The organism is Bradyrhizobium sp. USDA 4532 (genome assembly GCF_024171315.1).
Taxonomy (GTDB): domain Bacteria; phylum Pseudomonadota; class Alphaproteobacteria; order Rhizobiales; family Xanthobacteraceae; genus Bradyrhizobium; species Bradyrhizobium australafricanum.
In genome coordinates this window covers 4,512,304-4,532,391 of record NZ_JALJZN010000001.1, presented here as the reverse complement: position 1 = coordinate 4,532,391, position 20,088 = coordinate 4,512,304, and the positions used below count along the sequence as shown (strand labels likewise).

General features: G+C 62.7%; 16 protein-coding genes and 5 pseudogenes. 14 read left to right on the top strand and 7 right to left on the bottom strand.

The annotated features are described in order from the left end of the window. Window positions 1-614: 614 nt before the first annotated feature. Window positions 615-782: a hypothetical protein gene (locus J2R76_RS20670; protein WP_253624833.1), complete on the bottom strand. Its 168-nt coding sequence runs from the start codon at window positions 780-782 to the stop codon at window positions 615-617. Between the two features lie 393 nt (window positions 783-1,175). On the opposite strand from J2R76_RS20670, the gene J2R76_RS20665 reads away from it, so the two are divergent. From J2R76_RS20665 to J2R76_RS20655, 3 genes are all read left to right on the top strand, one after another. Further along, window positions 1,176-1,382 carry a hypothetical protein gene (locus J2R76_RS20665; protein WP_253624832.1) on the top strand — a complete coding sequence of 69 codons (207 nt, stop codon included), beginning with the start codon at window positions 1,176-1,178 and terminating at the stop codon, window positions 1,380-1,382. Window positions 1,383-2,094: 712 nt separating this feature from the next. Further along, window positions 2,095-4,068, top strand: a complete 1,974-nt coding sequence (locus J2R76_RS40850) for a methyl-accepting chemotaxis protein (RefSeq protein WP_253624830.1) — start codon at window positions 2,095-2,097, stop codon at window positions 4,066-4,068. A gap of 154 nt (window positions 4,069-4,222) precedes the next feature. Then, a complete protein-coding gene (locus J2R76_RS20655; RefSeq protein WP_076827915.1) occupies window positions 4,223-4,405 on the top strand; it encodes a hypothetical protein in 183 nt (60 codons plus the stop codon). A 219-nt stretch (window positions 4,406-4,624) separates the two neighbouring features. On the opposite strand, the pseudogene J2R76_RS20650 reads toward J2R76_RS20655, so the two are convergent. After that, window positions 4,625-4,752: pseudogene (locus J2R76_RS20650) on the bottom strand (DNA ligase); the annotation flags it as partial. A 175-nt stretch (window positions 4,753-4,927) separates the two neighbouring features. Here J2R76_RS20650 and J2R76_RS20645 point away from each other — a divergent pair. Beyond that, window positions 4,928-5,119, top strand: a complete 192-nt coding sequence (locus J2R76_RS20645) for a DUF3606 domain-containing protein (protein ID WP_253624829.1) — start codon at window positions 4,928-4,930, stop codon at window positions 5,117-5,119. 4 nt (window positions 5,120-5,123) lie between these two features. On the opposite strand, the pseudogene J2R76_RS20640 reads toward J2R76_RS20645, so the two are convergent. Continuing rightward, window positions 5,124-5,400: pseudogene (locus J2R76_RS20640) on the bottom strand (hypothetical protein). A 322-nt stretch (window positions 5,401-5,722) separates the two neighbouring features. Then, a pseudogene (locus J2R76_RS20635) lies at window positions 5,723-5,854 on the bottom strand (phospholipase effector Tle1 domain-containing protein); the annotation flags it as partial. A gap of 725 nt (window positions 5,855-6,579) precedes the next feature. On the opposite strand from J2R76_RS20635, the gene J2R76_RS20630 reads away from it, so the two are divergent. The 9 genes and pseudogenes from J2R76_RS20630 to J2R76_RS20590 form a co-directional block, all read left to right on the top strand. Next, complete coding sequence (locus tag J2R76_RS20630; protein WP_253624828.1) at window positions 6,580-7,782, top strand: cytochrome P450; 1,203 nt, start codon at window positions 6,580-6,582, stop codon at window positions 7,780-7,782. Between the two features lie 94 nt (window positions 7,783-7,876). Continuing rightward, complete coding sequence (locus J2R76_RS20625; RefSeq protein ID WP_253624827.1) at window positions 7,877-9,166, top strand: cytochrome P450; 1,290 nt, start codon at window positions 7,877-7,879, stop codon at window positions 9,164-9,166. Window position 9,167: 1 nt separating this feature from the next. Further along, window positions 9,168-9,476, top strand: coding sequence for a ferredoxin (locus tag J2R76_RS20620; protein WP_076827908.1), 309 nt, complete (start codon window positions 9,168-9,170; stop codon window positions 9,474-9,476). Beyond that, window positions 9,463-10,308 carry an SDR family oxidoreductase gene (locus tag J2R76_RS20615; protein ID WP_253626065.1) on the top strand — a complete coding sequence of 282 codons (846 nt, stop codon included), beginning with the start codon at window positions 9,463-9,465 and terminating at the stop codon, window positions 10,306-10,308. Before J2R76_RS20620 ends, J2R76_RS20615 begins: the two co-directional genes overlap by 14 nt. After that, the gene (locus tag J2R76_RS20610; protein ID WP_253624826.1) at window positions 10,308-11,651 is read left to right on the top strand and encodes a cytochrome P450; all 1,344 of its coding nucleotides are present in this window, start codon (window positions 10,308-10,310) and stop codon (window positions 11,649-11,651) included. Before J2R76_RS20615 ends, J2R76_RS20610 begins: the two co-directional genes overlap by 1 nt. 132 nt (window positions 11,652-11,783) lie before the next feature. Further along, window positions 11,784-12,782: a polyprenyl synthetase family protein gene (locus tag J2R76_RS20605; protein ID WP_253626064.1), complete on the top strand. Its 999-nt coding sequence runs from the start codon at window positions 11,784-11,786 to the stop codon at window positions 12,780-12,782. 268 nt (window positions 12,783-13,050) lie between these two features. After that, window positions 13,051-14,601 carry a hypothetical protein gene (locus J2R76_RS20600; RefSeq protein WP_253624825.1) on the top strand — a complete coding sequence of 517 codons (1,551 nt, stop codon included), beginning with the start codon at window positions 13,051-13,053 and terminating at the stop codon, window positions 14,599-14,601. Further along, a complete protein-coding gene (locus J2R76_RS20595; protein WP_253624824.1) occupies window positions 14,598-15,485 on the top strand; it encodes a hypothetical protein in 888 nt (295 codons plus the stop codon). Before J2R76_RS20600 ends, J2R76_RS20595 begins: the two co-directional genes overlap by 4 nt. A gap of 170 nt (window positions 15,486-15,655) precedes the next feature. Then, window positions 15,656-15,947 (top strand): annotated as a pseudogene (locus J2R76_RS20590) (IS5/IS1182 family transposase); the annotation flags it as partial. Window positions 15,948-16,220: 273 nt separating this feature from the next. On the opposite strand, the pseudogene J2R76_RS41100 reads toward J2R76_RS20590, so the two are convergent. The 3 genes and pseudogenes from J2R76_RS41100 to hisN all read right to left on the bottom strand — a co-directional run. Beyond that, window positions 16,221-16,982: pseudogene (locus tag J2R76_RS41100) on the bottom strand (hypothetical protein); the annotation flags it as partial. Next, window positions 16,886-17,215 carry a DeoR family transcriptional regulator gene (locus tag J2R76_RS41095; protein ID WP_375166521.1) on the bottom strand — a complete coding sequence of 110 codons (330 nt, stop codon included), beginning with the start codon at window positions 17,213-17,215 and terminating at the stop codon, window positions 16,886-16,888. The gene J2R76_RS41095 and the pseudogene J2R76_RS41100, both read right to left, overlap by 97 nt. 144 nt (window positions 17,216-17,359) lie before the next feature. After that, window positions 17,360-18,151, bottom strand: a complete 792-nt coding sequence (gene hisN, locus J2R76_RS20585; protein WP_253624823.1) for a histidinol-phosphatase — start codon at window positions 18,149-18,151, stop codon at window positions 17,360-17,362. Between the two features lie 823 nt (window positions 18,152-18,974). Between hisN and sfnG the strand changes: the two genes are divergently transcribed. Beyond that, on the top strand, window positions 18,975-20,075 hold the full coding sequence (gene sfnG, locus J2R76_RS20580; RefSeq protein ID WP_253624822.1) for a dimethylsulfone monooxygenase SfnG: 1,101 nt from the start codon (window positions 18,975-18,977) through the stop codon (window positions 20,073-20,075). Window positions 20,076-20,088: the final 13 nt, after the last annotated feature.

The window sequence follows — 20,088 nt, the reverse complement described above, 5'->3', positions numbered from 1 at the left end:
GACGGACATCCCAAGCCCGACGCCGCTCCCCGAGCAATCGTGCTCGGGGCATTTGGCCGTTTTTCACCATCTCATCAAACGTGTTGGGTGACACGCAGACGTAAGCGGCGGCGGCTTCGCGACTGATGAGCCGTGGTGCAAGTGATGGCGGTAGCGCTGTTTGCCGTGGCATCGCGATGCCCTATGCTAGGCGATCCATTCCGCCGATCTGTGCATCGCAACATGCTTGGCTCGTCCAAACAAGGGCACGCGGTCCGATTCGGAAGCCCATGCGTGCAGCGGCGCACAAATCGGATGGTTGCACGGGACAATGCGTGTTCAGCCTCAAAATTCTCGTCGATGGCCCGGAGGAGTTTACGTTTACGCATTTTTACTTAGCTTGACTGCGTAAATTGGCAGATTTCAAACCTTGAGCCAGGTGTGGCTAAGCAAGCGAACAGAAAGCTAAACCACCTCGAAGGGACTCTTCCGCAAGGACTCTTGGTCGACGCCGTTTGGATGGAGCGCCATGGATGATCGGATCGCGTCTTTTCCGCGTTGTTTTGGATTTTGTGGCTGAAGCCACAGTTGGCTTTCTTGCTCGTGTCCTCGTACTGCATTCGACGGAGCGTTCATCACGCCTCGCCTACAAATTCCAGTAACGGATTGATATCGTCCTTGTCCGCTGCCTTAAGCGGAGCGATATATGCCGTTCGGCGTTCATTCATTTTTTGAAGATCCTGCCCGCCCGCCCAATCAATCGGCTTTGCGTTGTAGACACGGTCCAGAACCGTAGCCGCCATGATGCGGGCATGCCTTCCGTTGTCTTAAGAAACGGATGAATCTTCACCAGGCGATCGTGCAAGCGAACCGCAGCCCTCTGCAGGCGAGTAGGTTTTGTTGTCAGCCCGGTACTTCGCATCGCCCATGAGGGTACGAAGTGGTGCACGCTGTGGCAAACGCGACAGGACGCCTGGCCGCCGGCGGTGGATCAACATCGCTACCGGTGATGATCTCATCGGGGACTACCTCGATGCCATCGCGACCGAGTTCGTTCAGAGCGGGCGCGCGCCAGATGCCAGATTTTGGGCAGTGCGGCAGCCGCCTGCCAATTACATCTTCGAGCGCATGATTACAGGTCCGACCTCGATGATCTTGGCAGGGGAGCCGCAGCTGCAGGTTTCGTCGGAGCATATATGTCGCCGATTCCTCCTGATTGGCCTCACCTTGACGCGACCTTGCCCGCCATCGACGGCTGGGTCACTGCCACGGCCTACTCCCCGTCGGCAGCTCTTGCGCTCCTGCGTTTCGCAGAGCGCTTCGACACAAAGCAGCGGACAAAATGGCTTGTGAAGTGGCTCGGGTTCTACGTCGACAAACATCAAACCGATCAGCAATTCTGAGGCTATGGATCAAATGGCGACCGCGCCGCGGCGCTGCTCAAACCGCTGCAGAACGCGGACATGGCCACGCGGCGTGAAATCCGGCGTCTGCTTGGCGTGATTGCGGACGCAGGCTCGCTCGGCGCGCCCGTCCAGAGGCGCCTGCCGCGTTACTTGCAAACAACCAACGCACTATCTACTCCCCATCTTTGTCCATTGCGCACGATTGTATGTACTGAGCGGTGCAGTGCGTCGCAGAAATCTCCGTGCAACGAAAGGGCGTATTATCGCCAAGTGCCAATGACGCACGTCAACATCAACCGAAGATAATTATCACGATGATTCGACCGGAAGTATCCAGCCCGCAGCCAGTTGGGTCTTATTACGGCCCCCAATTGCGCGAGCGGTTATAGCGATATCGATGTCTCACGCCGGTTGACGGCGAATTTCGCGCAAGGCTCGCATCTTTTCTGCAAAAGCGATCGACGAGTCCCACCTTGCGGGCATGCTGTTGCAATCGCCGGAGAGTGCTCGTCGTTCACGCCGACCAGCAGGTACAGTGCAAGTTCAGGATTTCGAAATCAATCTGACCTATTGAGCCGGTCAACATCGACCGAATGAACCAGGTCAACAACTTCCGTTCAGCCAATACTGGCCAACGTCTGTCGGCGCCGTGTTAACCAACACGGCCACCGGGGCACGAACTCATTCAAGGGGTAACATGAGAGAAGTTGTGACAAGGAACGGCAAGCCATCGAAGCGTTTCCGCATCGGGTTGCGCAGCCAAATGGCGCTGCTCGGGATATCCGGGGTCCTTGTCACTGGCGTTATCTGCGCCGGCGCACTGACTTACGCGCGTCTTGTTCAGAGCGAATCAAACGACAGCAACAAATTGAAGGATCATATCGCATCCTTGTCACAGAGCTTCCTGGAGTCGCGACAAATCGCAAACGACTTCCTCCGCAAACCAAGTGATGTCTTGATCAAGAACCATGCCGAGAATTATGAACGGCAGCTTTCAGACCTCGGTTACGTTGAAACATTTGCGACGATGTTGCCCGATAACGACCCGCTCAAGCAGGTGACGTCCCTGCGCTCGGTGATCGGTCTCTACGCAACGCGCTTTCATAACATTGTCTCCGCCCAACGCAATCTCGGCTTCAATGAGAATGAGGGATTTCAAGGCAAGCTGCGCAATGCCGTTCACGACGTCGAGCAACGGCTGAAAGAGCTGAGCCAGCCGCGCCTCACGACCTTGATGTTGATGATGCGCCGGCACGAGAAGGATTTCATCCTGCGCGGCGAGGACAAATATGGCGATCAACTGGTCGATCAAGAGGCGATATTCGAGACCGCGCTTGCTCAAGCCAACCTGCCAGAGGAGGCGAAATCCCAGATCCTCGACCTGATCCGCGCATACAAGTTGAGTTTCGTTGCGTTCATGGTCACGCAGCAAGCGCTGAATGACCAAGTGGACGATCTTGGACACATCTACGACCGTGTCCGTCCGGCGCTCGTGAAGATCATGGCTTCGGCCGGCGCGCGTTCGCAGGTTGCTGAAGCCCATGCTGAAGAGATCCGGCAGACGCTCATCTGGGTGATTGGACTTTCAACGGTTCTTGTGGGGCTCACCGCAGTGCTGTTCGGCCAGCGCATCGCCGAAACAGTGGCTTCGATGACGGCGGCCATGCGCCAGCTCGGCGAGGGGCGGTTCGACGTGATTTTGCCAGGACTTGGCCGAAAGGACGAGCTCGGCGAGATGGCCGAATCGGTCGAAATGTTCAAGCTGAAAGCCCGCCAGAGGGCGCGGGCCGAGCTCGATGCGAGCGCCGAACTGGATCGTGTCGCTGCCGAACGGCGTAAGGCCGATATCGCGCGGCTCGCCGGTGAGTTCGAAAGCGCCGTGGGTCAGATTATCGGCGCCGTCTCATCCGCATCATCAGAGCTCGAAGCGTCCGCGCGCAGCCTTACCGGCGCGGCCGATCGCGGCAGGCAACTCTCCGTCGAGGTCGCATCTTCATCGGGGGAGACCTCCGCCAACGTTCAGCGCCTCGCTGACGCTACCGGCGAAATGGCGGGAACCATCGCCACCATCGGCCGGCAGGTTGACCAGGTGGCCAGTATGTCGCACGAAGCGGTCCGTATGGCGCAACTGAGCGACCAGCGAATATCCGGTTTGGCGGTCGCGGCGGAGCGGATAGGCGGCGTCGTTCAGCTGATCGCCGCGATCGCGCGGCAGACAAATCTGCTCGCGCTGAACGCCACTATCGAGGCTGCACGCGCCGGAGGCTTCGGCAGGGGATTCGCGATCGTCGCACAGGAAGTGAAATCTCTCGCGACACAGACCGCCCATGCCACCGCTGAGATCAGCGAACACATCGGCGGAATACAGGCTGCGACACGTGATTCGGTCGGGACTATTGCCGAAATTGGCGGCCTCATCGGACGCATCTCGGAGATTGCGGGGACCGTGGTGGAGGCCATCGGAAAGCAGGAGACGACCAGCCAAAGCATCGCACTCAATGTGCAGGAAGCCGCAGCCAGGACGACGCTGGTGGCGACAAGCGCCGGTGAGGTCACTAAGGGCGCAAAGCTGACCGAGGAGGCTTCGGCGGGAGTGCTAAGGTCTGCCGAACTGCTTTCTGAGGAAGGTACTCGGCTGAAGCGCGAGCTGGACGACTTCCTCGCTAGAATCCAGGCGGCCTAGGTTGGGGGAGGCGTAGACCGAAAAGCATCCAGACCAGCATGCGAATTGCAGACAGGCGCCACTTGGTGGTCAACAATGGCCGTTGTGACTGGCGGCTTCTCGCCGACTCAGGCTAAGCAGTTTGTGCGCAAAATCCAATATGAGACGAAACAAGATGGTTGCTACCGCCCGCAAGATGCCGACTTCAGGCTTCGCGATCGAAGTCGATGGCCTGTTAAAAACTGAGTTTGCAACGAAAGAGGGCGCCAGGGCCGGCGGAGAAGAACTGAAGAGACGCTTTCCCAAGCTTCGGGTCAGGATCTATGACGCGCAGACGCATGCGCGTGAGGAAATCTAGACCCTCAGATTCAAGCCCGGGTCACTTCTTCCGCTTGGCGCGTGCGGCCGATGCCGCAACGGGCTCTCCTGAACCGAGCCGCGCAGCGTCTCGGCCATGCGGGTTCGATCCCTCGCGCAAGGACTCATGAAGCTCCTCGCCGTCGGCACTCGGGAAAGGGGCCCGCCGTCATGGCGTATGCTGGCGTGGCTATCACTGCCCGTTCCCGGGTACCGCTATTAGGATTTTCTTAAGTTCGGCTTTGCGCTGAAAGAGCAGGAGTCGGATGTCGCGGGGCTGTTCAGATAGAGCAGATCGAACGCTACGAGGACGATGCTCTTCGATTTGCCCTTGAGCTCGTTCTGCAGGACCGAGAAGTCGGTCGTGCCGTCGGCCGCCGGTAGCTATTGGCTTTACGCTGAAACGGCACAGGAAGAACTCCACGTTGCAGCCGATTCAAATTGGCACAGTTCGAATCGTGCCGGAACCCTGTCGCAGTGCTTTCAATGTCACAACAGGAGGCACCGATGGCGGCAGCGAAGAATGCAACACGGCGCGCGAACGAAGCAGGACCGGCCGCGGGTGGCAGGCGGGCAGGACTACGAAGTGCAGTACGAGGCGAAGAAGACCGGAAAGTCGGCGCCGGTGGTGAAGAAGGCCGTCAAAAAGGTCGGCGACGCGCGCAAGCGGATGGAGAAACAGTTAGGCCGCAGAGTCAGAGACGAATTGGCGTAGACGCTTAGTGCCGGTCATCCTCGTTGGGGCATTCTGGACAGGTGTCTCCAATCGAGTCCAGCACGTCGCGAACAGCGGCTTCCGCTGCACCAGCGGATGCGCCTATTGGCGGGTCTCGACGGGCGATATTGAAAGGCCCGCTCTCGTGCACGCGGATCGGCGCGGTCCTGCATCCAACCGTGCTCCTCGCACTCGCTGATGGCGCCCGCTTCCCGGAGCACGTGGATCTCCCATCCGCGCAGCGTCCGTATTGTCGGCCTTCGTTCAGTAGTCATCAGCATTGAAGTAGGCTCCGAATACGACGAATCCTGTGGTCCGCCATCTGTTCCGGCTCCTCGCACAAGGCTGGATTCCCAGTAAGCAGAGGACAAGGTTTCCCCAATTCTGAGATCCCTGTGAAAGATGCCGGGCGGTTCTTGTAGAATGGTCTGCATCACGTGCGCTTAGGTCTTTGCGCGTGCAGGCAGAGCCGCACCGCGCTCTCGTGTTGGGGTGGACGGCCCCTGACTTGCAGTCAAATGTGACCGAGTTCGCGCTCGTCGTGCCAGGGACCAAGCGATCCGCATTCAGCTTCAGAAATCTATCGTGTACCTTGATGCCGAATCCGTCGGGTCCCTTGTGGTCCGGAAAGGTCTCGGCAGCATGCGCCATCCAACTCAGCGAGATGTCGGAGAGGCGGGTTTCATTTTCGGGATAACTACCGCCGACATCGAAGTGGTTTCCTGCGAACCACATTCCACAGCCAATCCGGTTGCTTGAAATCCGTCCAAGGCCGCCCGGCACATTCAGCGCGAGAGCAGGCCTTTGTCGGGCACTTGCTTCGCCGTTGTCGGCATTGAGACTCAATGCCAGAAACCTGACATACGCGCGCTACGAAGTGCCTGCTGAGCCTGCGAACTCATCTCGGCACGCGATTTGCTCTGTTCACGGCATCATCACAATCGCGGTGCGATGATCTTCGGGACGGACACGGCGCGCGTCGCCGTTCGCGTTTGGTCCGTTCCGACGGTTTGCTGTGGCATGACTTGGCGCTCGGTAGTGGACCGAGAAATGCAGGGAAGGGTTGGATGCGATCTAGAGTTCTTCTTTTGGGAGCCAGCGAAACTGCCACCGGAAAAGTGCGACTGCTCCGCAGGCTAAATTGGCGGGCAAGTTGGTGGCGGGTACCTCGAGGCTCCTTCACCAATCCCTACGGTCAGTCGATCTTTGGCGATGCCGACAGGTTCGATGTCATGCGGCGGCACAACCCGCACCTGCCGTTCGGCTAGGGGCCGCCCTTCTGCCTGAGCGTGCGCTGGGACGCCTGGAATTGCGATGGGCCTTCTTCGCGCCACTCGTGCGGATGGGGGATCTGGTGCGGACCAACGTCGCGGAGGCTGTCGTCTATCTGCCGTCTTCGCTGCCTGCGGCTCCTATCGGTCACCTTCCGCCTTTCATCGCTTAGAGAGTGATGTGCCACCATGTCCGAACAATCCTTGCCGACGCTGCCGATGTGGCGCGTCGATCACATCGAGCCTTCGCCGGAGATGTTGGCGCTACGCGCCAACGGTCCGATCCACCGCGTGCGCTTCCCGTCCGGACACGAAGGCTGGTGGGTCACAGGCTATGACGAGGCCAAGGCAGTGCTGTCCGACGCGGCGTTCCGGCCCGCGGGAATGCCGCCGGCGGCATTCACCCCGGATTCGGTGATTCTCGGTTCGCCGGGCTGGCTGGTCTCGCACGAGGGGGGCGAGCATGCCCGGTTACGCACGATCGTGGCGCCGGCCTTCAGCGACCGCCGGGTGAAGCTGCTCGCGCAGCAGGTCGAAGCGATCGCCGCGCAGTTGTTTGAGAAACTAGCGGCCCAGCCTCAGCCCGCCGACCTGAGGCGCCACCTCTCCTTTCCGCTTCCGGCCATGGTCATCAGCGCGCTGATGGGCGTGCTCTACGAGGATCACGCCTTTTTCGCCCGGCTGTCCGACGAGGTGATGACGCACCAGCATGAAAGCGGCCCGCGCAGTGCGTCGCGCCGGGCTTGGGAAGAACTGCGCGCCTATATGCGCGGCAAGATGCGCGACAAGCGCCAGGCTCCGGGCAACAACCTGCTGACGGATCTGCTCGCGGCGGTCGACCAGGGCAAGGCGACCGAGGAAGAGGCGGTCGGCCTTGCGGCGGGCATGCTGGTGGCGGGGCACGAGAGCTCCGTCGCGCAGATCGAATTCGGCCTGCTGGCCATGTTCCGCCATCCGCAACAGCGCGAACGCCTGGTCGGCGATCCATCCCTGGTAGACATGGCGGTGGAGGAAATCCTGCGCATGTACCCGCCGGGCGCGGGCTGGGACGGCATCATGCGCTATCCGAGGACCGACGTGACCATCGCGGGCGTGGATATTCCCGCGGAGAGCAAAGTGTTGGTCGGCCTGCCGGCGACGTCGTTCGATCCGGGCCATTTCGATGACCCGGAAATCTTCGATATCGAACGCCAGGAAGAGCCGCACCTGGCGTTCTCCTACGGGCCGCACTCCTGCATCGGCGGGGCGCTGGCCAGGCTGGAACTCAAGGCGGTGTTCGGTTCGATCTTCCAGCGCTTTCCCGCGCTGCGTCTGGCCGTGGCGCCTGAAGAACTGAAGTTGCGCAAGGAGATCATTACTGGCGGCTTCGAGGAATTCCCGGTGCTCTGGTGATGCACGGACGCCAACGCTGATCGCGATCCTCTCCGCAATTTGCCGGCGCGCCTGGGGCGCGCCGGTCAGATCAAGCCGCCGACAGGTAATCAGGATGGACGTGCAAGAAACCACGGCAGCATGCCCGGATGCTTTCGCCGAACTGGCGTCGCCAGCGTGCATCCACGACCCATATCCGTTCATGCGGTGGTTGCGCGAGACCGATCCGGTGCATCGTGCGGCGTCGGGCCTCTTTCTGTTGAGCCGCCACGCCGACATTTACTGGGCGCTCAAGGCCACGGGCGATGCGTTTCTGGGACCGGCGCCGGGCGAGCTGGCGCGCTATTTTCCGCATGCGGCGACCAGCCTGTCGCTCAATCTGCTGGCGTCCACGCTGGCGATGAAGAACCCACCGGCGCATACGCGTCTGCGCCGGCTGATCTCGCGCGATTTCACCATGCGCCAGATCGACGACCTGCGGCCGAGCATCGCGCGCATCGTCGCCGCGCGCCTGGACGGCATGGCGCCCGCACTGGAGCGCGGGGACGCCGTGGACCTGCATCGGGAATTCGCGCTGGTCTTGCCCATGCTGGTCTTCGCTGAACTGTTTGGCATGCCCCAGGACGACATGTTCGGGCTCGCCGTCGGCATCGGCGCCATTCTGGAAGGCCTGAGCCCGCACGCCAGCGATCCCCAGCTCGCCGCGGCGGACGCGGCCAGTGCCAGAGTGAAGGCCTATTTCGGCGGCCTCATACAGTGCAAGCGCACCGATCCCCGCCACGACATCGTGTCGATGCTCGTCGGCGCACACGACGATGATGCCGACACGCTGTCGGATGCGGAGTTGATCAGCATGTTGTGGGGCATGCTGCTCGGCGGCTTCGCCACCACTGCTGCCACCATCGACCATGCGGTCCTGGCGATGTTGGCGTATCCCCAACAGAGGCACTGGCTGCAGGGAGACGCCGTGGGGGTGAAGGCGTTCGTCGAAGAAGTCCTGCGCTGCGACGCGCCCGCGATGTTCAGCTCCATTCCGCGTATCGCCCAGCGCGACATCGAACTGGGCGGCGTGGTGATCCCGAAGAACGCGGACGTGCGCGTGCTGATCGCGTCCGGCAATCGCGACCCGGACGCCTTCGCCGATCCCGATCGCTTCGATCCGGCGCGGTTCTACGGCACCAGTCCAGGTATGTCGACCGACGGGCAGATCATGCTGAGCTTCGGCCACGGCATTCACTTCTGCCTCGGTGCGCAACTGGCCCGGGTGCAATTGGCCGAGAGCCTGCCGCGGATCCAGGCCCGTTTCCCCGCGCTGGCGTTGGCCGGGCAGCCGACCCGGGAGCCCTCCGCGTTCCTTCGGACGTTCCGCGCGCTGCCGGTGCGGCTGCATGCGCAGCGGAGCTGAGATGCGCGTCGTGGTCGACCAGGATCTGTGCGGAACCAGCGGGCAGTGCGTGCTGACGCTGCCGGGCACCTTTCGCCAGCGCGAATCGGACGGCGTGGCCGAAGTATGCGTGGCGACGGTCCCGCAGGCGCTGCACGCCGCCGTGAGGCTGGCGGCGAGCCAGTGCCCAGTCGCCGCCATTCGGGTCATCGAAAGCGACGCTGGCGATGACGAGCGCGGCAGCGCCGACCCTCCGCCTTCTCCACCGGAGGCCGAGCGGCATGCCGCAAGAGACCAACGCCATCCAGGAGGACACGATGGGACGGTTTGAAGACAAGGTGGCCGTGGTGACCGGTGCCGGCGCTGGCATCGGCAAGGCATGCGCCCTTGCTATCGCGCGCGAGGGAGGCAGGGTGGTGGTCGCCGACATTGATGGCTCGGCGGCCATCGCCTGCACCGCGCAAATTGCATCCGAGGCGGACCGGGCGCTTGCCTCGGCCACAGACATCGCCGATGCACAGGCGGTGGCTGCGCTGTTCGAAACGGCGGAGCGACACTTCGGTGGGGTCGACCTGCTGGTGAACAACGCGAGCGCCATGCATCTGACTCCGCGCGACAGCGCGATCCTCGACCTGGACCTGGCGGTCTGGGATCAGACAATGGCGACCAATCTGCGCGGCACGTTGCTCTGCTGCCGGCAGGCCATCCCACGGATGATCGCCCGCGGTGGTGGCGCGATCGTCAACATGTCGTCGTGCCAGGGGCTCAGCGGTGACACCGCGCAGACGTCCTACGCCGCGTCGAAGGCAGCGATGAACATGCTGTCCGCCTCGCTCGCCACCCAGTACGGTCATGCGCAGATCCGCTGCAACGCGGTTGCGCCGGGTCTCATCATGACCGATCGTCTCCTCGCCAAGCTGGACGAGTGCACGCAATGGCATCTGCGCCGGCACCAGCTCCTGCCGCGCGTCGGCCGCCCCGACGACGTGGCCGCGCTGGTGAAGTTCCTGCTCTCCGACGATGCTGCGTTCATTACTGGCCAGGTCGTGTGCATCGACGGCGGCATGCTGGCGCATGTGCCGACGTACGCCGATGGTGGCAACAGCCGCGCCGCGCGGCCTTCCGGCAAGACCGCCGAAGCGGACGCGTCGCGGGGCTGCTGATGGACATGTTGCTCAACCCGCTGAACCGTCGGCATCGGCTGCGGCACGACATCCCGGTCGTGCCGGGCGCTTTCCCCTTGGTCGGACATCTTCCCGCCGTCGTCTGCGACCTGCCGCGCCTGCTGCGGCGCGCGGAACGGACGCTGGGCAGCCACTTCTGGCTGGATTTCGGCCCTGCCGGACATCTGATGACCAGTCTGGATCCGGACGCTCTCGCACTGCTCCGGCACAAGGACGTGTCTTCGGCGCTGATCGAAGACATCGCGCCCGAATTGTTTGGCGGAACGTTGGTTGCCCAGGACGGCATCGCGCACCGGCAGGCGCGCGATGCGATCCAGGTGGCGCTTCTGCCCAAGGGACTGACCCAGGCCGGCATCGGCGAGCTGTTCGCGCCCGTCATCCGGGCGCGCGTGCAGAGGTGGCGCGACCGCGGCGACGTAACCATCCTGCGCGAAACCGGCGATCTGATGCTCAAGCTCATCTTCAGTCTCATGGGAATCCCCGCGCAGGACCTGCCGGGATGGCATCGCAAGTACCGGCAACTGCTGCAGCTGATCGTCGCGCCCCCGGTCGACCTGCCCGGACTGCCATTGCGGCGCGGCCGCGCCGCCCGCGACTGGATCGATGCACGGTTGCGCGAGTTCGTCCGCGCCGCGCGCGAACATGCCTCGCGCACCGGGTTGATCAACGACATGGTGAGCGCCTTCGATCGCAGTGACGATGCGCTTTCCGATGACGTCCTGGTCGCAAATATCCGCTTGCTGCTGCTTGGTGGTCACGACACCACCGCCTCGACGATGGCCTGGATGGTGATCGAGATGGCGCGGCAGCCTGGGCTGTGGGACGCCCTGGTCGAGGAGGCGCAACGCGTGGGTGCGGTGCCGACCCGGCACGCGGATCTGGCGCAGTGTCCGGTCGCCGAGGCGCTGTTCCGCGAGACGCTGCGCGTGCATCCGGCGACGCCGCTCCTGGTGCGTCGCGCAGTGCGTGAATTGCGAGTCGGCCAACGGCGCATTCCCGCGGGCACCGATCTGTGCATCCCGCTGCTGCATTTCTCGACCTCGGCGCTGCTGCACGAGGCGCCTGATCAGTTTCGGCTGGCGCGGTGGCTGCAACGCACCGAACCGATCCGTCCGATGGACATGCTGCAGTTCGGAACCGGCCCTCACGTCTGCATGGGCTACCACTTGGCATGGCTGGAACTGGTGCAGTTCTGCATCGCCTTGGCGCTGACCATGCACGAGGCCGGGGTGCGGCCGCGGTTGCTGAGCGACGCCGAAAAAGGCCGGCGCTATTACCCGACCGCACATCCGTCCATGACTATGCGCATCGGATTCTCATGAGCCGGCATCCCATGCGCATGAGGCGAGGCAGCGGCGCCGGCGACGCGCGGCAATGCTGCACTCGGCGCGCGCACGGTCCGACGCCGACAAAACCTCGGGGGCTCGCTTGTCGGGGACAAGGACATGAACAACATGCAGACCGGTTCCACGCCACAGGACGACAGAACTGGTGATTCCGCGCTCCGCGGATTGGGCGCGCCGGCGCGCGGCACATCCGGCGGGCTGCTGCCCGAGATCTGGATGCAGGACGGTGCAAAGCGGGTCGAACAGGTGCTGGCGCGCCTTCTCTTTGTCGAACGTGACGGCGAGACCGAGCTGATGGCCGCGATGCGCTACGCCACCTTGCATGGCGGGAAGCGCACCCGTGCCTTGCTCTGCCTGGCTGCCGGCGCACTGTCCGACACGCCGGCGCACATGCTCGACGGCGTCGGCGCTGCCATCGAGATGATGCACGCTTGCACCCTGGTCCACGACGATCTGCCGGCGATGGACGACGACGTGCTTCGCCGCGGCCTTCCGACCGTGCACGTCAAGTTCGGTGAAGCTACTGCGATCCTGGTCGGCGATGCGTTGCAGGCGCACGCCTTTCTGACCCTGGCCAGCCTGGATGCGCCGGGCGACTACCGTATCGCGCTCGTGCGCGAACTGGCGCAGGCGGTGTCCGCCGAGGGTGCCGCAGGCGGGCAGGCCATCGATCTGTCGCTGGTTGGAAAGCACGCGGAGCTGGACAGGATCGTGGCGATGTACCGGATGAAGAGCGGAGCGCTAGTGCGCGCGTCCGTTCGCATGGGCGCGCTATGTGCCATCGCGGAGGATGCCGCGCACGCTGCGCTGTACTGTGCGCTCGATCGCTACGGCGCCTGTTTCGGCCTGGCGTTGCAGGTGATCGACGACATTCTCGACGTGACAGCGGATGCCGCGACGCTGGGCAAGACCCCCGGCAAGGACGCGGCGACGAAGAAGCCGACCTGCGCGTCGATCATGGGACTGCAGGCAGCGCGCCAGTTCGCGCTGGATCTGTTGCGCGATGCCGGGGAGGCCATCGCGCCGCTGGGGCCGGGTGCAGAACGGTTGGCGCACATCCTGCAGCAGGCCAACGCGTATCTGTTCAAGCACGCGCCATGCGCATGAGCGTGCCCGTCCGCTTGGAGATGCCCGTGTGCCGCTGCGATCGGCTGGCGGCAGCGGTGCATGCTGCACTGTGTGCGAAGTCTCCGGCACCGATCGCAGCGGTTGCCCCGCACGGCCGCGGCACGCTGAGCGCAAGCCTATGCGGCGGCCCGGCGCCAGCATCGGGGCGCCCGCGCCGGAGCAGAGCGGCCGTCCGGCACTGCCTATGCGACGGCCCGCGGCGACATGCTCGACGTCTGCCCATCCGTCTGCAGGAGGAGCATCCCGCGTGAACGCGCTCTCCGAACAGATCATTTCCGAATTGCGTCATCTGCTGAGCGAGATGAGCGATGGCGGCAGCGTCGGTCCGTCCGTCTACGACACGGCGCGAGCTCTGCGGTTTCACGGCGACGTCACCGGTCGGCAGGACGCATACGCGTGGGTCATCGCGCAGCAACAGGCCGATGGCGGATGGGGAAGCGCGGACTTTCCGCTGTTCCGCCATGCGCCTACGTGGGCGGCATTGCTGGCATTGCAGCGCGCCTGTCCTCTTTCCGGCGCTGCCGACGCAGTCCAGGCTGCAACCCGGTTCCTCCAGCGCCAGCCCGATCCCTATGCGCGTGCAGTCCCGGAAGACGCGCCGATCGGCGCGGAACTCATTCTGCCACAGCTTTGCGGCGAGGCCGCATCCTTGCTGGGCGGCGTGACGTTTCCGCGCCACCCAGCGCTGTTGCCGTTGCGGCAAGCGTGCCTGATCAAGCTGGCGGCGGTGGCGACGTTGCCGAGCGGCCATCCGCTGCTGCACTCCTGGGAAGCCTGGGGGACGTCGCCGACCACTGCACGCCCGGATGAGGACGGCAGCATCGGCATCAGTCCGGCGGCCACCGTCGCGTGGCGCGCGCATGTCGCGACACAGGGGAGCACGCCGCAGGTCGCGCGCGCCGACGCGTATTTGCAGACGGCATCGCGGGCAACGCGCAGCGGCATCGAAGGTGTCGTTCCCAACGTCTGGCCGATCAATGTGTTCGAGCCATGCTGGTCGCTGTACACCCTGCATTTGGCCGGGCTGTTTGCGCATCCCGCGCTCGCCGAGGCGGTGCGCGGGATAGTCGCGCGGCTCGACGCGCGTCTGAGCGGGCGCGGTCTGGGGCCGGCCTTGCACTTCGCGGCCGATGCGGACGACACCGCCGTTGCGTTATGCGTCCTGCACCTTGCTGGCCGTGACCCGGCGGTCGATGCGTTGCGCCATTTCGAAATCGGCGATCTGTTCGCCACCTTCCCCGGCGAGCGAAATGCTTCGGTGTCGACCAACATCCATGCCCTGCATGCCTTGCGACTATTGGGAAAGCCCGCCGCCGGCACCAGCGCCTACGTTGAGGCCAATCGCAACCCGTATGGTCTATGGAACAACGAAAAATGGCACGTTTCGTGGCTGTATCCCACCGCGCATGCGATCGCTGCGCTGGCGCAAGGCAAGCCCCAGTGGCGCGACGAGCGCGCGCTGGCGGCGCTGATACAGGCGCAGCGCGACGACGGCGGCTGGGGCGCGGGTCGCGCGTCCACATTCGAGGAAACCGCCTATGCGTTGTTTGCGTTGCGCGTGATGGACGGCAGCGAAGAGCCGACAGGGCGCTGGCGCATCGCGCAGGCGGTCGCGCGTGCGTTGGAGTGGATGCTCGCCCGCCATGCGGCGTATGCACTGCCGCAAACGCCGCTGTGGATCGGCAAGGAACTGTATTGCCCCACCCGGGTCGTGCGCGTGGCCGAACTCGCCGGGTTGTGGCTCTCGCTTCATTGGGGGCGGCGCGTCCAGGCCGAGGAAACAGGAGCGGCGCGATGATCCAGCCCCAACGCGCGCTGCAGCAGGTGCTGGAGTGGGGGCGTTCCCTGACCGGGTTCGCCGACGAGCATGCCATGGAAGCGGTCAGGGGCGGCCAGTACATCCTGCAGTGCATCCACCCGAGCCTACGCGATACCAGCGCCCGCACCGGCCGCGATCCGCAGGACGAAACGCTGATCGTGGCGTTCTATCGCGAATTGGCGCTGCTGTTCTGGCTCGACGATTGCAACGACCTCGGCCTGATCGCGTCGGAACAACTCGCCGCGGTGGAGCAGGCACTAGGGCAGGGCGAGCCGTGCGCGCTCCCCGGATTCGAGGGCTGCGCTGTGCTACGCGCTTCGCTGGCGGCGCTTGCCTACGATCGTCGCGACTATGCTCAGCTTCTCCACGATACCCGGCGCTACTGCGCTGCGCTGCGCGCCGGACAGGCGCGGGCGCCAGAGGCGGAACGCTGGTCTTACGCCGAGTACCTGCACAACGGCATCGATTCGATCGCCTACGTGAACGTGTTCTGTTGCTTGTCGTTGCTGTGGGGGTTGGACATGGCGACCTTGCGCGCGCGTCCGGCGTTTCGTCAGGTCCTGCGACTCATTTCCGCGATAGGGCGCCTACAGAACGATCTGCATGGACGAGACAAGGACAGGTCGGCCGGCGAGGCCGGCAACGCCGCGATCCTGCTGCTGCAACGCTATCCGGCTATGCCTGTGGTGGAGTTCCTTAACGACGAGCTGGCCGGCCATACGCGCATGCTGCACGGGGTGATGGCGGAAGAACGCTTTCCCGCGCCATGGGGCGCGTTGATCGAGGCCATGGCGGCCATCCGCGCTCAGTACTACCAGACCTCGACCAGCCGCTACCGCAGCGACGCTGTGGGGGGAGGCTAGCGTGCGCCGGCCTGAACGCGCGGGAGGCGATGGCGTCCGCGCACTGCCGTCGGTCCGATTCGTCGCCCAATGCGACCGATGGAGCGAACATGAGCGACACCGCCCTGAGCCGGCGCAAGGCCGACCATCCGGACGTCATGCTGGATCGGTAAGCGGCCGGCTACGGTCGTAAGAACTGCGAGCGATTGATCGAACACGATGCGGTGGTCGCGCTGTTCAACAAAGTGGTGGAGATCGTCAATGACCGGGGATGGTTGTCGGGCGAACATTTCAGTGTGGATGGCACGTTGATCTAGGCCTGGGCCGGGCAGAGCAGTTTCAAGGAGGACGGCGATGACGAGGGCGGCAGCGACTTCCGCGGACAATCGCGCAGCAACCACGTGCACGTGCCCACGAGCGATCCGGGTGCGCGGCTATATCCGCACAGGCAGCACAGCGCTGCGCTACATCGGACACGCGCTCCGCTCACTTCTGAGCAATTCGATGGCCGTACAATGGCGCGAGCCGCAAGCGGTCGCTAGAGCCTCACCGCAGCTCACAACTGGGTTCGTTTCAGATTTTTTTGACAGCACGTGAGTCACTGAAAGGGTAGGACGGGGCAGGTTGTTATGATGGGTTAGACACCCTCAGAATCGATCGTCAGTTCGTCAGTATACACCTTCACCGCTCCTTCATCGATCTCTCCTCGCCAAGGAAACGGCGCAGGTGATCGGCTACATGCGGAAAGGGGACACTCTATGATCCGCTTGGCCCGCAACCTTGAAGATCCGCCGCTTGGTACGGGACCAAGCCCAAGGCGTCAGGGTCCAGTTTCTCAAGACAAACTACGATCTTCTTCGACAATGAACTCTCTATCGTATCGGGCTGGATACTGGCCTGCTGAGTTTTTAGAAATTTGGAGCCTAGGTATGTTGGGGATGTGGGAAATGCCTCACGTGCCTCTCGATGCGCCGCGGTCCCCCAGCGACAACTACGTTCGGATTGACTGAGCACAGTTGCGGAAAACATGGCGTTCTGACGGGCTCTGACGTCGACGATCACGCAGTCAGCGTCTACCAGCGCGCAATATGAAACCCGGCTAACGACACCTACTTTGGAATAGTCGGCGAGAATAACGCGCTTCCGCGCATGAGCAAGCATCGCTCTTGCTATCTCTGCTTCGTCGGGATGTGGCTCGTCGCACCAGCGGTCGCATCGAGACCGAAAGGAGAGGCCATCGCGAAATCTTCTCGGTAGCGAGCTATCTCATTGACGGTAATGGCCCAGAGCGTTGCGGGCGGATCGTCTGTCCCCACCCAGGATCACCGCCCTGTTTCCGCGCTGTGTGCAATCTCCCACGGATGTCATGCACTTGGCGGCATTTACCGAGCTGGTGACGACAATGGGCCCTTCCATCTGAGCTAAGCGTTGGGCCAGGGTGGTTGTCGTGCTTCCCGCGTCGAGATAGATCGTCTGACCGGCCTCGACCATTGCTGCCGCTGCCCTGGCAATCGCTCTTTTCTCGCGGCTACGTACGGCAGTGCGCAATTGGCAGGGAGCCTCCTTGTCCTTGGCAACCGGAATGACTCCGCCGCGGACCCGGCGGAGCTTTCCGCTCTTTTCGTTTCCATGAGATCGCGGCGTATCGGTTCGAGCGATACTCCAAAATCTTCCGTCAGCCGATCAACGCTTAGCGTGCCGAACGTTGCCAAGATCGCTCGAATGTAACGCCGTCGTTCCCCTTGCCCCATAGATGCTCCCCAGTATCTTAGCAGTTTCTATCGTCGACTTCGGGCCATAGCGCGATACGACAATAGGCTCTATGCGTCCAACCGACATGATGCTGGTGCCCATCCTTCCACGTACTGACCGATTCAGCCGCGCTTCTATCGTTTCTAGAGCAACGGCAGAACTTCGGCGTGGAGTTCTGCCGTGCTTGCAGCGATGACCCGCTTGCCGGAGGTGATCGTGAGCGGCTTGCCCTCCCAGTCGGTGACAATGCCGCCGGCTTCTTCGATCACCGGCACCAACGCCATGAAATCGTAAGGCTCCATCCGCGTCTCGATGACGAGGTCGATGTGCCCCGATGCAAGCAACCCATAATTATAGCAATCGCCGCCGAAGCGACACATCCGGGCAGCTTGGCTGATGCCCAGGATTTGATCGCGTTCTGATTCTGCAAAATAGAGGGGCGACGTGGTGTAGAAGTTCGCATCGGCGAGGCGCCGGCAGTCGCGAACTTGGCATTTTGTGCGAATGCCGCTCGAGTTGACAAACCAGCTACCCAGGCCGGTTGCGCCCGTCCAGCGTTCCCGCAATGCGGGCATCTCGACGACGCCAATCTGTGATCGCCCTTGGATAGCGAGCGCGACCAGCGTTCCCCAAAGCGGAGACCCGGAAATGAAGCTGCGCGTGCCATCTATGGGATCGACCACCCACGTCGGCGAATCGAGATCACCCTGGATCCCGTATTCTTCACCGAAAATCGAATGCTCTGGAAATCGAGCGGAAATCGCCTTTCTGATGGCTTCCTCGACACGCCGATCCGCCTCCGTAACGGGGCTCTCGTCATCCTTCGTGTTGATGTCTATCGGCCGTCGAAACCATTCGGTGGCGTGAGAACCTGCGCTTCCAGCGATCTCGAACGCGAAATCGACCAAATCAGACATCGAGTCTGCACCATCCATGCTGGCAACCTCCTGAGCATTGCAGATACAGCTTAAGGTACAAAAACACATATTGCCATATCGCTTTTGATGCCGTGGCTTCGGTTGCCACGCAGAAACCCAAAAGCAAAAAAAGCCATCCCGAATATTGCTCGCATTTCTAACCGGACGGCCACTCCGGCCTACCATGCGGTAATTGATATTGGCTTCGACAGAGAAATGCTTTTGGCTTCATCGGGCAATTACCAATCGCTGGAAGAATTTGCCGACATCTCCTGGAGGTGCGCAAAAGCCACATTGGTCCGCGATAATCAGCTCCTCATCTCTTCGCGCATGCATGCTCGCCTTACGAATGGAGCAGCAAGGCTCTGGGCTAGACGCAATACCAGCGCGTTATAAGCGTCGCTCGGTGTTTAGCGGCGCATTCAATCCGAAGAAAATCGACCGTTCAGCATCAAACGATGCATTTTGCATCAACAAAAGAATACCGCTTTCCCGGACTGGCTGAAAAAGAGATTGCCTTGGGCTCGCTCGTCTCTGCTTTCTCTGAGACTATTGATCGTTCGCCGATGCTGCCTGCGAGGGGAATGCGGATGACTTGCAATGGCCCGTTTGACCGATCTCGAAGTCGCGCCGCGCCGCTGACATCGTGTCGAACGGTGTGTTGTTGACGCAGCGAGCGTGTGCCGGCGCGTATCACGGACACTGATCGGCCACCCTTCCCCTAGTTCAAATCTGCCGGCAGCTCGCATGAGCCGCGCTGTAACCCGCTGGATGGGCACCCGCGCGAACGCTTCGTGCTGCCTTCCTCACCCCTTCGCGTCCAACGTTTGAGGCAATTCAAATGACTACCAGCCATGATCAGGTCAAATTCGCTTACTGGGTTCCAAATGTTTCCGGTGGCCTTGTAATCAGCAAGATCGAACAGCGAACCGGATGGGACATCGACTATAACCGCCGCCTGGCGCAGATCGCGGAGCAGGCTGGCTTCGATTATGCGCTGAGCCAGATCCGCTTCACCGCCGGTTATGGCGCCGAGTTCCAGCATGAGCCGGTCGCCTTCAGCCACGCTTTGCTCGCCGCAACCACGAAGCTGAAGGTGATCGCGGCGCTGCTGCCCGGACCGTGGAATCCGGCGGTCGCCGCCAAGCAGATCGCCACCATCAGCCAGCTGACCGAGGGGCGCGTTGCCGTCAACATCGTCAGCGGCTGGTTCCGCGGCGAGTTCGCCGCGATCGGCGAGCCCTGGCTCGACCACGACGAGCGCTATCGCCGCTCCGAAGAATTCATCCGCGCGCTGCGCGGGATCTGGACGCAGGACAATTTTACGTTCCGCGGCGATTTCTACCGCTTCTCGGACTACACGCTGAAGCCGAAGCCGGCGTATCCATTGCCCGAGATCTTCCAGGGCGGCAGCTCGCGCGCCGCGCGCGACATGGCCTCGCGGGTGTCGGACTGGTACTTCACCAACGGCAACTCGGTCGAGGAGATCAAGAAACAGGTCGACGACATCCGGGCCAAGGCGCGAGCCAACAATCACTTCGTCAAGATCGGCGTCAACGCCTTTGCGATCGCGCGGGACAGCGAGGCCGAGGCGCGCGCGGTGCTGGACGAGATCGTCGTCAACGCCGATCCCGATGCGGTCAACGCCTTCGCGCATGAGGTGAAGAATGCCGGCAAGGCCTCGCCGGAAGGTCAGGGTAATTGGGCGAAGTCGAGCTTCGAGGACCTCGTCCAGTACAATGACGGCTTCAAGACCAATCTGATCGGCACGCCTGAGCAGATTGCCGAGCGCATCGTGGCACTGAAGGAAGTCGGCGTCGATCTCGTGCTGCTCGGCTTCCTGCATTTCCAGGAAGAGGTCGAATATTTCGGCCGCCGCGTCATTCCGCTGGTCCGTGCGCTGGAGGCGAAAACCGCCGTGCACGCCCAGGCCGCCGAATAATCGGGAGCCTTTC